The organism is Streptomyces echinoruber (assembly GCF_014651135.1).
GTDB lineage: Bacteria > Actinomycetota > Actinomycetes > Streptomycetales > Streptomycetaceae > Streptomyces > Streptomyces echinoruber.
Genome location: NZ_BMWH01000011.1, coordinates 21362 through 34566, shown reverse-complemented (window position 1 = coordinate 34566; position 13205 = coordinate 21362). Strand labels below are relative to the sequence as shown.

The window sequence follows — 13205 nt, the reverse complement described above, 5'->3', positions numbered from 1 at the left end:
TGACGTTCGCCGCGGGCGCCGCGGAGGTGACGTCCACCGCGGGACCGCGGAAGTGACGTTCACCGCGGGGCCGCGGAAGTGACGTTCACCGCGGGCGCCGCGCGGTCGGCGCCCGCCTCGCCCCGCCGTCGTCAGGCCGGCCGCACCACGCGCCGGACGGCCGACCCGTCGACCTCCGTCACCGGCTCCTCGCAGACGCACCGGCCGGGCCTCGGCGCGTGGATCACCAGGCCGTCGCCGGTGTACAGCCCGATATGGCTCGCGTCGTCGCGGAAGACGACGAGGTCGCCGGGCTGCGCCTCGGAGAGCGGCACCTCGGTGCCGGCGGCGGCCTGCTCGCGGGCGGTCCGCGGCAACGCGACGCCGGCGGCCTTCCAGGCGGCCCGGGTCAGCCCGGAGCAGTCGTACGAACCGGGGCCCGACGCGCCCCACACGCACGGTTTGCCGAGCTGCGCGCGGGCGAAGGCGAGCGCCTTCTGCGCCTTGGAGGCGTACGAGGAGGAGGACGCCGGCGGCGCAGACACGGCCACCGGCGGCGCGGACGTCGGCGGCGCGGACACGGCCACCGGGGGTGCGGCCACCGGCGGCGCCGGGGGTGCCGAGGGCGCCGGGGACGGGTGCGGGTACGGCGTCGCGGGCGTGTGCGGGGCGGTCTCGGGGGCCGCGGCCGCCACGGCGTGCTCCGCGCTCACCGCTCCCGCCGCGCTCACCGCCTCCGCCCAGCGCGTCGCCTGGTGCGCGGTGCGCCGGGCCAGCAGTTCCCGCGCGACGGCGAGCTTGTGCTGGACGGCGGCCTTGACGGCCTTGACGTCGTGCTGTGGGACGGGCGGCGCCGAGGCAGATACCGACGCCGACGCCGGAAGGGGTTCGGTGACGGTCGTCTGCCGCCGTCTCAGGGCCGCCCGCCGCGCGGCCGGATCGCCGACCACGTTCCGCTGCCGGGCGGCCAGCCGACGCATGAGCTGGGCCTGGTCGTAGTAGCCCGGCGGGATCTCGGGCACGGCGTCGGACTTCTGCGCGCGCCGGGCCACCTCGTCGAGGAGGGTGTCGATCCGGCGGCGCGGCTTGGCGGGGCGCTCCTTCACGGCGGTGGAGCCCTCGGCGGCCGACTCGGCCCGGCGGTAGAAGTCGTCGAGCTTGCGCTCGACCTCCTCCTGACTCGGCTGCGGCGCCGGACGGTTGTGCTCTCCGGGGCCGGGAACGGCCGCGGCCTGCTGGGAGAGCAGGGCCACGGACGTGAGGTCGGCCGTGGCCAGGGCGGGGGTGCGCGGCCCTGCGGTGCGCGCTTCCGTCGGCGACTTGCGGTGCGACGCCAAAAGAGGCGACTCCTTCCCTGTGCGCCTTACGGGTCGGCGGTGGGGGTTTCCCGGGTCATTCCCGCTCCGGGGAGGGTTCGGGCGGCGGAGCCGCACGGCCCGGTGGTCCTCGCCGGCGCGTCGGGCGGCCCTGAACGCACGGTAGCCAACTTGTGTGGCGGGTGTGAAGGTTGCTGGGTGGTATGTCCGATACGTTGGCCGTGCGTGCCCGCGCCGCAGCGCGGTGGGTGACCGGGGCGGTGACCTCCGTGAGCAGGCGTTCCCGGGGTGGGCGGGTGCTTCCTGGGAGTGTACGGGCGTTTCCGGGGGCGAGTGGACGCTCTCGGGGGCGAGCGGGCGTTCCCTGGGGCAAAGGGGCCGAGTTCCCGGAGTGAAGAGAGCAAAGAGGCCGAGTTCCCGGAGCGAGGGGGCCGAGTTTCCGGTGCGGCGGCGGGCTGTCGGTGCGGCGCCCTAGACTCGGAGAGCGATGAGCAGCCTCTTTGACGACAGCTTCCTGGCCAGCCTCCAGGCCCCGCCGGCCCACGAGGAGGAACCGCCGCCCGAGGACGAACAGGCGCCGGAGCCGCTTCCGGACGACCTGTTCGGCGGGCGGTTCGACGTGCCGCCGGACCGGGAGGCGTACTACCGCGACGGCGCCCCGCGCCCCGTCGTGGACACCGCCGCGCTGCTTCAGGGGCTGAACGACAACCAGCGCGCCGCCGTCGTGCACTCCGGCTCCCCGCTGCTCATCGTCGCCGGCGCCGGTTCCGGCAAGACGCGCGTGCTGACCCACCGCATCGCCTACCTGCTCGCCGAGCGCGGCGTGCACCCCGGTCAGATCCTCGCGATCACCTTCACCAACAAGGCCGCCGCCGAGATGAAGGAGCGCGTCGAGCAGCTCGTCGGCCCGCGCGTGAACGCGATGTGGGTGATGACGTTCCACAGCGCATGCGTGCGCATCCTGCGCCGCGAGGCCAGGAGGCTCGGCCTGACCTCGTCCTTCTCGATCTACGACGCCGCCGACTCCAGGCGCCTGATGGCCCTGGTCTGCCGCGACCTGGACCTCGACCCCAAGCGCTTTCCGCCCAAGTCCTTCAGCGCCAAGGTCAGCAACCTCAAGAACGAGCTGATCGACGAGGAGGACTTCGCCGCGCAGGCCGCCGACGGTTTCGAGAAGACCCTCGCCCAGGCCTACGCCCTCTACCAGTCGCGGCTGCGCGAGGCCAACGCCCTCGACTTCGACGACCTGATCATGACGACGGTGAACCTGCTGCGCGCGTTCCCCGACGTCGCCGAGCACTACCGCCGCCGCTTCCGGCACGTCCTGGTCGACGAGTACCAGGACACCAACCACGCCCAGTACGCCCTCGTCCGCGAACTCGTCGGCACCGGCGCGCCCGGCGCGGACACCCCATCCGGCGGGGACGGCCCGCCGTCCGCCGAACTGTGCGTGGTGGGCGACGCCGACCAGTCGATCTACGCCTTCCGCGGCGCGACCATCCGCAACATCCTCCAGTTCGAGGAGGACTACCCGGACGCCACGACGATCCTGCTGGAGCAGAACTACCGCTCCACGCAGACGATCCTGAGCGCCGCCAACGCGGTCATCGAGCGCAACGAGTCCCGCCGCCCGAAGAACCTGTGGACCAACGCCGGCCCGGGCGAGCGGATCGTCGGCTACGTCGCCGACACCGAGCACGACGAGGCGCAGTTCGTCGCCGACGAGATAGACCGCCTCACCGACGCGGGCCTGGCCAAGGCCGGCGACGTCGCCGTCTTCTACCGCACCAACGCCCAGTCCCGCGTCTTCGAAGAGGTCTTCATCCGCGTCGGCCTGCCCTACAAGGTCGTCGGCGGCGTCCGCTTCTACGAGCGCAAGGAGGTCCGGGACATCCTGGCCTACCTGCGGGTGCTGGCCAACCCGGAGGACTCGGTGCCGCTGCGCCGCATCCTCAACGTGCCCAAGCGCGGCATCGGCGAACGCGCCGAGGCGATGATCGACGCCCTCGCCCAGCGGGAGAGGATCAGCTTCGCCCAGGCGCTCAAGCGCGTCGACGAGGCGTACGGCATGGCCGCGCGCTCCGCCAACGCCGTCAAGCGCTTCAACGCGCTGATGGAGGAGCTGCGCACGATCGTCGAGTCCGGCGCCGGGCCGGCCACGGTCCTGGAGGCCGTCCTCGAACGCACCGGCTATCTCGCCGAGTTGCAGAACTCCACCGACCCGCAGGACGAGACCCGCATCGAGAACCTGCAGGAACTCGCCGCCGTCGCCCTGGAGTTCGAGCAGGCCCGCGGTGAGGAGGCGGCGACATCAGGGGCCACCGCCCCGGGAGGCACGCTGGCCGAGTTCCTCGAACAGGTCGCCCTGGTCGCCGACTCCGACGAGATCCCCGACGAGGAGGGCGACGGCGTCATCACACTGATGACCCTGCACACCGCCAAGGGCCTGGAGTTCCCGGTGGTGTTCCTCACCGGCATGGAGGACGGCGTCTTCCCGCACCTGCGCGCCCTCGGCCAGACCAAGGAGCTGGAGGAGGAGCGCCGCCTGGCCTACGTCGGCATCACGCGCGCCCGGGAACGGCTGTACCTGACGCGGTCGGTGATGCGCAGCGCGTGGGGACAGCCGTCGTACAACCCGCCCTCCCGCTTCCTGGAGGAGATCCCGCCAGTCCACGTCGACTGGAAACGCACCGGCGCCTCGGCCCCCGCGGCCTCCGGCCCGATGTCGGGGGTGGCGGCCTCGCTGTCGTCGTCGCGGTCGCGCTCCTCGGCCTCCGGGGCGTCCGGGTTCGCCACCCGCAGGGCGACGGAGAAGCCGGTGGTGTCCCTGGCCGTCGGCGACCGGGTCACGCACGACCAGTTCGGGCTGGGCACGGTCGTCGCGGTGAAGGGCACGGGCGCGAACGCCGAGGCGACGATCGACTTCGGCGACGAGAAGCCGAAGCGGCTGCTGCTGCGGTACGCGCCGGTCGAGAAGCTCTGAACGGCGGCCCCGGCTCGGGACGGTCGGATCAAGCCCCGGTTCGGGGCCGTGGGCCCGGGGCTTCGGCGGCGTTCCCGGCGGCTCGGACCGTCCCGGCCCCTGGGGTTGTCCGGGCCCGGGCGTCGCGTCGGCTCAGGACGGGTCCAGGTCGTGGCTGCGCAGCCACGGCAGCGGGTCGATGGGCGCGCCGCCGCCCGGCCGCACCTCGAAGTGCAGGTGCGGCCCGGTGGAGTTGCCGGAGTTGCCGGAGTGCGCGATCGGCTGGCCGGCCTTCACGGTCGTACCGGAGGGCACGATGTAGGTGGAGAGGTGGCAGTACCACGTCTCCGTGCCGTCCTTCGCCGTCACGATCATCATGTTGCCGTAGGCGCTGTTCCACTGGGTGCGCACCGTGCCGTCGGTCGCGGCCATCACCGTCGTGCCGTAGGAGACGGGGAAGTCGATGCCGGTGTGCACGGACATCCAGTTGATGCCGGCCTGGCCGAAGTAGGCACTCAGGCCGTGCTGGGCGACCGGGAGGGCGAACTTGGGGCGCAGCCGCTCCCTGCGGGCCGCCTCCTCCGCCGCCTTCCTCTTCTCGGCCTCCTGCTGCGCCTTGAGGTCGATGCGCTCCTGGGTGCGGCTGGCCCGGTCGGCGAAGTCGTCGGCGCCCGCGGAGAGACTGGCGAGCTGGGTGTCCAGCTTGTTGTTGGCGGTGGATGGCTGCACGGTCTGCGCGTCCGACGCGGCCGCCGAGGTCTCCTTGCCGTCGTCGGAGAGCGTGCCGACCGAGGCGGCGGCGATCCCCGCGACACCCATCACGCAGACCGAGGGCACGGCCACCGTCAGCAGCGCCGACCGCTTGGGCGGCGTACGGCGCCGGGAGCGGCCCGCGGCGCGGGAGGCCGCCCGCGCACCCGGGGCGGGCGGGACGGTGACCTCCTCCTGGTCGTCCAGCAGCGGGGCGACGGCGGGCAGTTCACCCGTCGCGGCCGACTCGCCGCCGTCCTCGTCCCCGTCTCCGTTCTCGTCCCCGTATCCGTACCCGTCCTCGCCCTGGTACCCGTCCTCGCCGGTGGCTGCCTGCGCGTCGTAGGAGACCTGCTCGAAGGCGGCGGTGGCGTCGGGGACCGGTTCGAAGGCGGCGGTGGCGTGCGGGTCGGGCACCTGGGCGAAGGTCGCGGTCGCCTGCTGGCCGAACGGTTCGGCCGGGTGCCCGGCGGGATGCTCGCCCGCGCCGGCGGTGTTCCACTGCGTGGCGTCGTACGCGCCGGTGTCGAAGGCGACCGTGCCCCAGTCCCACTGCTGGGTGTGGTCGGCGCCGGTCTGCTCGGGCTGGAGCCAGGCCTGCGTGTCCCATTGCCCGGTGCCGGTGGCCGTCCAGGACGTGGTGTCGTAGGCGGCGTGGTGGTGGGCGGCGTACGCGTCGTGGGCGAGGGGGTGGTGGGTGGTGTCGGTGCACCACTGCCCGGTGCCGTACGAGGCGGCGCCGGTGCCCGTCGGGTCGCCGGAGAGGGGATCGGCGGAGAGAGGGTCGGCGGTGTAGCCGGTGCCGGTGTGGCCGGCGGCGGTGGACTGCGCGGGAAAAGCGGTGGCGTCGTAGCCGCCGTACGTGGTGAAGTCACCGTACGCGGCGCCCTGGCCGCCGTACGGCGCGTAGTGCGCCGAGGCGTCCTGGGAAGCCGGAGCCGGGGTTGTCGCGGTCCCCGACGGGTGACGATCGTCCACCAACTTCTCTTTCGCCTCGACAACAGGGGCTGCCAGAGCAGTGCGGCGACTGTACCCGGCGGTACGCGGGCGCGACAATCTTCTCCAGGTTTCGCGCCCGCCGGAAAGGGGCATTCGGCCGTGTTTCGGGGGACGACGGGCGCCGCTTTGGCGTTGTTTTCGACGGGCGTTCGAACCCGGTCGGCGGTGCGGCGCCGCAAATCGGGCGCGCGGGGCGGACGTTGAGCGGGTCCGGCTCAACTCGCCGTCACGCCACGGTCAGCCCGCCCGCCGGGGCCGTCGGTTCGCCGGGGAGTGCCGTGTCGAGGGCCTGCCGTATCCCGGCGGCGACCGCCGGGTGCACGGGCAGGGCGAGGTGGCCGATTCCGGTCACCTGGATGTTCTCCGCGCTCAGGTCGGGGTGGTCGACGCGGGCCGTCTCCAACGGGACCATCAAATGGTCCAGATCGCTCCAGAAACTGACGAAATGGGTGCGGCAGCCGGGTGCGGGCGCGGCCAGCTCCTCGATCACGGGTGAGCCGGGGCGCATCTGGCGCACGATGGGGTGCGCGTCGGCCAGCGGCGCGACGCGCGTGCCGGAGTGCGGCGTGCCCAGCGTCACCAGGGTGCGCACGCGGGCGTCGCCGCCGAGCCGCTGCACGTAGTAGCGCGCGATCAGCCCGCCGAGGCTGTGCCCGACGACGTCGACCCGCTCGCTGCCGGTGCGTTCGCAGATCTCCTCGATGTGCCGGCCGAGCAGCTCGGCCGCGGTGCGGATGTCGCAGGTCAGCGGCGAGTAGTTGAGGGACTCCATGCGCCGGCGGCCGTGCTGGGCGAGATTGCGGCGCAGCAGCACGAAGACCGAGCGGTTGTCGATGAAGCCGTGCAGCAGGACCACCGGGGGTTTGGCCTCGGTGGGCAGTTGGGCGGCGCCGCCCCCGGGCGGCGGGGGGTCGGCGGGGGCCCGGCGCTCCGGGGTGATGCCGTAGGGATAGAGCAGGAGGTGGCCGGCGAGGATGGCGAGTTCCAGGGCGGTCGCCTTCAGCAGGGCCAGGGAGAGACCCGCCAGCCTGCTCGGCAGCAGGCGCTGGCAGAACGGGAGAAGGGGCAACGGGGCCCCGATGACCTTCATGGCCGACCTCCTCGCGGCGCACGGGAGGACGGCCTCGGCCCCCGTGTGCCCTTGTGGGAGACCGCGACGCGGACGGTCGACGGCGGCAGAGGAAGCGGCGTGGACCGGGTGCGGCGAGCGGCGCCTGCGGCTCGAGTGGCAGCCGCGACTGCTGTGGCGCCGGTGACGCGGCGGGGCTCCCTGCCGGTGTGGCTGTGGCGACGAGGCTCCTCGCTGTCGTGCCGTACCTGACCTGTGTGCTCTTCGTACCCCCGCCGAAGTGTCGCCTCATCGCGTCGCGCGGGTGGCGCGGTGGTGCGACGACCTCGTTGCGGCTCCCGGTGTGCTCGTTCCCCCTGCGGCTGCGGCGCCGCCGGGGTGGACGACGGTCGGGTCGCAGGGACGCGGAACGATGCGCGGCGAACGTGTCCCACCGTGTGATTTCCCCCTCTGTCCGCACCGTGAAACCGCCGGTTGCGGGATGCTGGCGATAACGTTCGTTCACTTCCCCGGGCGGTGCGGCGCGGGGCGTCCGTGCCGCAGGCGCGCGCCCGGTGCGGTGGGCGACGGAATGTGCGGTACTTGTCGGTACGGATGGATGTAGTCGCTTCATGGAGGCAGTGATGGGTGTGGCAGCCGGTCCGATCCGCGTGGTGGTCGCCAAGCCGGGACTCGACGGCCACGATCGCGGGGCCAAGGTGATCGCGCGGGCGCTGCGCGACGCCGGTATGGAGGTCATCTACACGGGGCTGCACCAGACGCCGGAGCAGATCGTCGACACCGCGATCCAGGAGGACGCCGACGCGATCGGCCTGTCCATCCTCTCCGGCGCCCACAACACGCTGTTCGCCGCGGTCATCGACCTGCTCAAGGAGCGCGACGCCGAGGACATCGTCGTCTTCGGCGGCGGCATCATCCCCGAGGCGGACATTCCGGGCCTGAAGGAGAAGGGCGTCGCGGAGATCTTCACGCCCGGGACGCCGACGCAGTCGATCGTGGACTGGGTGCGGGAGAACGTGCGGCAGCCTGCGCAGGCCTAGCGCCGTCGGCGAAGCCGCCGCCCGTGCCGGCGGTGTCCTCGGCGACGCGGCCGCCGTTCGTGCCGGCGGTGTCCTCGATGACGCGGCCGCCGTTCGTGCCGGCGGTGTCCTCGGCGACGTGGCCGATGCCCGTGCCGGCGGTGTCGTCAGTGACGCGGCCGCCGTTCGTGCCGGGTGAGCCGGGGCAGGGGCGCCTTCCCGGAGCCGGGCGGGCCGGCGCGGTCCGTCCGGCTCCGGACGCGACCCGCCCGGCGCGTGACCGCCGGGGCGTGCGAGACGGCGCGACGCGCCGGAGCACGGCTCCGGGCGAGCCGGATGCCGGCCCGGGGCCGGGCTCAGCCCGCCGGCGGCGGACCCAGTTCCTCCAGCATCGCCGCTCGCAGCCGCAACGTCGTGACCAGCCGCTGGAACGCCTCCGCCCAGTACCCACCGGCGCCCGGAGCCGCGTCCTCCGACTCGTCGGGCACCGCGAGCAGCGCGTCCAGCCGCCGGGCCTGAGCAGGGTCCAGACAGCGCTCGGCCAGCCCCATCACTCCACTGAAACTCCATGGGTAGCTCCCCGCGTCCCGCGCGATGTTGAGCGCGTCCACCACCGCCCGCCCGAGCGAGGCGGTCCACGGCACGGCGCACACGCCGAGCAGCTGGAACGCCTCGGACAGTCCGTGCGCCGCGATGAACCCGGCCACCCAGTCGGCCCGCTCGGCGGCGTCCAGCGTGCCGAGCAGCCGGGCGCGCTCGGCCAGGGACACCGCGCCCGGACCGCCGGCCTCCGGTGCCGCGGGCTCCCCGAGGAGCGCCCGCGCCCAGACCGCGTCCCGCTGCCGTACCGCCGCACGGCACCAGGCGGCGTGCAGTTCGCCCTGCCAGTCGTCCGCCACCGGCAGCGCGACGATCTCCCGCGGTGCCAGCCCGCCCAGCCGCGCGGACCAGGTGGCGAGCGGCGCCGCCTCCACCAGCTGACCGAACCACCACGACCGCTCCCCCCGGCCGGCCGGGGCCTTCGGGACGACGCCGTCGCGCTCCATGCCCGCGTCGCACTCGTGCGGCGCCTCGACGACGAGCGTGGGCGTCTCGCGCGTACGGTCCAGCGCGACGCAGGCGGCGGCCCGCGCCGCCATGCGCGCGGCGAGCGCGGAGCCGGGCAGCGCCGACAGCAGCTCGGCCGCGGTGGCCCGCACGGTGCGGCTGCGGTCGGCCAGCGCCTGCTCCAGGAACGGCTCGTCGTCCGGGCCGAGGCCGGTGCGCAGCGTGTCGAGGAACATCAGCCGGTCCTCGGCGCGCTCCGTCGCCCACGTCGTTCCCAGCAGCTCGCGCGCGGCCGCCGGACGGCGGGCGCGCAGGGCGGCCAGCAGCGCCACCCGCTCGGCGAACAGGCCCTCCTGCCACAGCCGCCGTATCCGGTCCGCGTCGTCCGGGTCGGGCAGCGACGCGCCGCCGCCGGGGACCGCGCGCAGGGCGAACCGCCAGTCCGGGTTGAGGCGGGCCAGCCACAGCGCCCGGGGGCCGGCGAACTCCAGCGCGGCGGGCCGCAGGTCGGTGCGGCCCCGGGCGGCGTCCAACAGGGCGGGCAGCAGGTGCGGGGGCGCCGCGTAACCGCGCGCGTTGGCGGCCTGCAGCCACTGGGGCAGCAGCTCCATCAGGTCCGGCGCGGTGCCCCGGCGCCCACCGGTGGTGCCCGGCCGGTCGGACAGGAGCGTCGCGAGCCTGCGGGCGGCCGCGGCGGGCAGCGGCGGGCGCGGGTCGGGGGGAGCCGGCTCGGGGCGCGGCGCGGCCGCGGCCGGGCGCAGGCCGGCCCGTCGCCGTACGGTCTGCACGGCCGCCGTGTCCAGCAGCGCCGCCGGGGCCTTCGGACCGGGCGGGCAGCCGGCGGGTGTCCGCCGGTCCGTGCCGAGCAGGGCCGCGGTGACCAGCTCTTCCCAGGCGCCGGCTGCGGTCGTGTCCGCGGGAGCGGAGGTCGTCTTCATGTGGTCCCCTTCCGTCGCGCCGTGCCTGGGAGTGGTCGGAGGGTCACGCGCACCGGGTGACCCGTGAGGCGCATCACATGCATGGAACGGGTGAGATGGATGCGATTAAGGGACATAACGGATACTTTCCGTGTTCGGTGGCGGCGATCCGGTGACGTGGAGTGACCGCTCAGCACAGCGCCACCGCCTCCCCGGATCCCTCCGGCCAGGCCGTCAGCGGGTGGAAGCCGCGGTGGCCGCACTCGCCGAAGACCGTGACGGGATGCCCGCCGGACAGGGCGACCAGGCGCCACAGGCCCGGACGGGAGCGGGCCGCCGGCGCGAGGGGCAGCGCCGTGGCGCCGTCGGCGTCCGCCAGCTGCCAGGAGTCGCCGTCCGGGACCGGCACCACCCGGTCGAGGGTGACCGGCACCGTGTCCAGCCACGGGTCGTCCCGCAGCGCGCGGCCGTAGCGGGCGGCGGCCTGCGCCGTCGTCACGCCCGGCGGCCGCGCGTCCGAGGGGGCGGGCGGCGCGAACCGCTCGCCCAGGGCCGCGCGCGGCTGCCCGGCGCCCGGGTACGGCGTCACCTCGGCGTCGACGGCGAGGCCGACCGGCAGGGCGAGCTCCGGGGCGCGGCCGGCGGCGCCGTAGGACAGGAGCAGCGCGGTACGGCCCGAGGCGGTGCCGTGCAGCCATATGCGGCGGGTCGTGAGTTTCGGGTCCACCGTGTCGTACTGGGCCAGCACCAGCCACCGGTCGCGCACCGGCGGGCCGTCCGGGGAGGCCGGCAGGCCGACGCGGGAGCGGACCGTGGCAGCGAGGCCCTCCGGGAGCCGCTCGCGGCGCAGCCAGCCCTGGTCGAGGAGGTGCAGCAGGGCGCACTCCTCCAGCAGGCGCGCCGGCCAGCCGGGGCCGGACACCGCCACCGCCCCCAGTTCCCGCACCCGGGCGGCCAGCCCGGGTGCCTGGGCGTCGACCATGCGGGCCGCCGTCTCCTCCCACAGCCCGTACCCGGCCTGCTCGGCCGCGGCCAGGCCGCCGCGCAGCAGGTCGGCCAGGCGCTGCTCCAGCTCCGTGGCGCCCGCGGTGATCCGCTCGGCGCGGCGCTCCGCCCGGCGCCGGGCCGCCTCCGCGTCACCGGGCCTGGACGGCGCGCCCGCCGCCGCTTCCGTCCGCTTCTCCTCCGCGCGCCGGCGCCGGCCCGCGAGCCACTGCCCGGCCCACTCCGGCGGCGAGCCCTCCGGCACCGCGGCCTCCCCGCCCGCCCACAGCAGCAGCAGGCCGAGCGCGTGCTTGCACGGGAACTTGCGGCTCGGGCAACTGCACCGGTACGCCGGCCCGCCGGCGCCCGCCAGGTCCACCACCGTCTGGTACGGCCTGCTGCCGCTGCCCTTGCACCGTCCCCACACGGCCCCCTCGCCGGAGCTGCCCGTCTCCGACCACGGACCGGCCGCGGCGAGTCTGCCGCCCGCTTTGCGCGACGCGTCGTCCGGTGCCAGTGCCAGCACCTGGTCGGCGGTCCAGCGCACCCCCTGATCAGTCATGCCCCGACGGTAGGTCCCGCCACTGACAATCAGCTCGGCGCGCGCGTTTTTGCAGGTCAGAACGATTGTCAGTGGTGTGGTGCACGGTTGGTGGCAGATCCGAACCGGCCGAGCTGGAGGGGGAGTCAGCCATGTCTGCGCCGTCCGTGTCCATCGACCCGACGTCCACCGATCCGACGTCCACCGACTCGACGTCCACCGACTCGACGTCCACCGACTCGATGCCCGCCGATCCGACGTCCGCCGGCCCGAGCGGCGAGCGGTCCGCGGGCGCGGGCGCGGGCTCCGGGCCGGAGGCGCTGCGGCCGCACGCCGAGGACGCCTTCGCGGACGAGCTCGCGGCGCTGGCCGCGCAGGACGACCGTCCGCGCCCGGCCCGCTGGAAGCTGTCGCCGTGGGCCGTCGCCACGTACCTGCTCGGCGGCACCCTGCCCGACGGCACGGTGATCACCCCGAAGTACGTGGGCCCGCGCCGCATCATCGAGGTCGCCGTCACCACGCTCGCCACCGACCGGGCCCTGCTCCTGCTCGGCGTGCCCGGCACCGCCAAGACCTGGGTCTCCGAACACCTGGCCGCCGCGGTCAGCGGCGACTCCACGCTGCTGGTGCAGGGCACGGCCGGCACCCCGGAGGAGGCGATCCGCTACGGCTGGAACTACGCGCAGCTGCTCGCCCACGGCCCCAGCCGCGACGCCCTGGTGCCCAGCCCCGTCATGCGGGCCATGGCCGAGGGCATGACCGCCCGTGTCGAGGAGCTCACACGCATCCCGGCCGACGTGCAGGACACGCTCATCACGATCCTGTCGGAGAAGACCCTGCCGATACCGGAGCTGGGCGAGGAGGTGCAGGCGGTCCGCGGCTTCAACCTGATCGCCACCGCCAACGACCGCGACCGCGGCGTCAACGACCTCTCCAGCGCCCTGCGCCGCCGCTTCAACACGGTGGTGCTGCCGCTGCCGGCGTCCACCGACGCCGAGGTCGACATCGTCACGCGCCGCGTCGACCAGCTCGGCCGCTCCCTCGACCTGCCCGCCGCGCCCGACGGCATCGACGAGATCCGCCGCGTCGTCACCGTCTTCCGGGAACTGCGCGACGGCGTCACCTCCGACGGCCGCACGAAGGTCAAGTCGCCCAGCGGCACGCTCTCCACCGCCGAGGCCATCTCCGTCGTCACCAACGGGCTCGCCCTGGCCGCCCACTTCGGCGACGGCGTGCTGCGGCCGGGCGACGTCGCCGCCGGCATCGTCGGCGCCGTCGTGCGCGACCCGGCGGCCGACCGCGTCATCTGGCAGGAGTACCTGGAGACGGTGGTGCGCGAGCGCGACGGCTGGGCCGACTTCTACCGGGCCTGCCGGGAGGTGAGCGCGTGAGCACCTCGGACAACACCTCGATGTGGGGCGGGAAGCGCGCGACGGCGGCACCTGGTGCGCGGCGGCACACGGCCGGGCGGAACGGCGGGGGCGGCGGCAGCCGGCGGCCCCGGCGCACCGGTGACGAGGGAGGGGGAGCACGTGACGGACGCTGACGGAAACGGAAACGGGGGCGGCGCGGCCGGCGTCGGCGGACACCACGGTGGTGGCGCGACCGGCGCCGGCGGGAAG

The 13205-nt window shown here is 74.7% G+C and carries 8 protein-coding genes; 3 read left to right on the top strand and 5 right to left on the bottom strand.

The window, feature by feature from the left end; genetic code table 11:
- Positions 1-131: 131 nt before the first annotated feature.
- Complete coding sequence (locus tag IE225_RS14950) at positions 132-1316, bottom strand: C40 family peptidase (RefSeq protein WP_190057991.1); 1185 nt, start codon at positions 1314-1316, stop codon at positions 132-134.
- A 466-nt stretch (positions 1317-1782) separates the two neighbouring features.
- Between IE225_RS14950 and pcrA the strand changes: the two genes are divergently transcribed.
- The gene (gene pcrA / locus IE225_RS14945) at positions 1783-4278 is read left to right on the top strand and encodes a DNA helicase PcrA (protein WP_190057990.1); all 2496 of its coding nucleotides are present in this window, start codon (positions 1783-1785) and stop codon (positions 4276-4278) included.
- 132 nt (positions 4279-4410) lie between these two features.
- Here the strand turns inward: pcrA and IE225_RS14940 are convergent, their stop codons facing one another.
- Positions 4411-5985, bottom strand: coding sequence for a M23 family metallopeptidase (locus IE225_RS14940; protein WP_229879571.1), 1575 nt, complete (start codon positions 5983-5985; stop codon positions 4411-4413).
- Between the two features lie 247 nt (positions 5986-6232).
- The gene (locus IE225_RS14935) at positions 6233-7096 is read right to left on the bottom strand and encodes an esterase/lipase family protein (protein WP_190057988.1); all 864 of its coding nucleotides are present in this window, start codon (positions 7094-7096) and stop codon (positions 6233-6235) included.
- A 602-nt stretch (positions 7097-7698) separates the two neighbouring features.
- Here IE225_RS14935 and icmB point away from each other — a divergent pair.
- On the top strand, positions 7699-8115 hold the full coding sequence (gene icmB / locus IE225_RS14930; RefSeq protein ID WP_190057987.1) for a coenzyme B12-dependent isobutyryl CoA mutase small subunit: 417 nt from the start codon (positions 7699-7701) through the stop codon (positions 8113-8115).
- A 335-nt stretch (positions 8116-8450) separates the two neighbouring features.
- On the opposite strand, the gene IE225_RS14925 is transcribed toward icmB, so the two are convergent.
- Positions 8451-10079, bottom strand: a complete 1629-nt coding sequence (locus IE225_RS14925) for a DUF5691 domain-containing protein (protein WP_190057986.1) — start codon at positions 10077-10079, stop codon at positions 8451-8453.
- A gap of 169 nt (positions 10080-10248) precedes the next feature.
- The gene (locus IE225_RS14920) at positions 10249-11604 is read right to left on the bottom strand and encodes an SWIM zinc finger family protein (RefSeq protein ID WP_190057985.1); all 1356 of its coding nucleotides are present in this window, start codon (positions 11602-11604) and stop codon (positions 10249-10251) included.
- A gap of 221 nt (positions 11605-11825) precedes the next feature.
- Between IE225_RS14920 and IE225_RS14915 the strand changes: the two genes are divergently transcribed.
- The gene (locus IE225_RS14915; protein ID WP_190058109.1) at positions 11826-12974 is read left to right on the top strand and encodes an ATP-binding protein; all 1149 of its coding nucleotides are present in this window, start codon (positions 11826-11828) and stop codon (positions 12972-12974) included.
- Positions 12975-13205: the final 231 nt, after the last annotated feature.